1 protein-coding gene is annotated in these 280 nt (G+C 54.3%); it reads right to left on the bottom strand.

Translation table 11 applies throughout. The features are described from left to right. On the bottom strand, nucleotides 1-280 hold a 280-nt coding region (locus AAEZ03_RS26985), incomplete at both ends, for a TolB-like translocation protein (RefSeq protein ID WP_350582882.1).

Raw genomic sequence — 280 nt, 5'->3', positions numbered from 1 at the left:
GCGTACGACGCCTCCCGTCTTACTGCCAATGGCATAGCTTGTATTACCTGTTAATGAATGAATGACCAAGCTGCCGCCATTTTGACTGCCCACTTGTGCAAGCTTGGTGGGATAGACGGCATACTGCGCGGAAGGTGACAGACGAGCGGGTTCATCAAGACCCGTTTCGGCTAGATTGATAACTTGCCCAGTAGCCAGCGTCATCACCGCCGCCTTGCGACCATTAAGGTAGGCCAAGCGTTGACCATCTAAGCTCAGTTGCGGACTGGCTGCATAGCCC

The sequence above is a fragment of the Pseudomonas sp. HY2-MNA-CIBAN-0224 genome (assembly GCF_040310285.1).
Lineage (GTDB): Bacteria > Pseudomonadota > Gammaproteobacteria > Pseudomonadales > Pseudomonadaceae > Aquipseudomonas > Aquipseudomonas helleri.
This window is presented reverse-complemented; position numbering and strand designations above follow the sequence as displayed.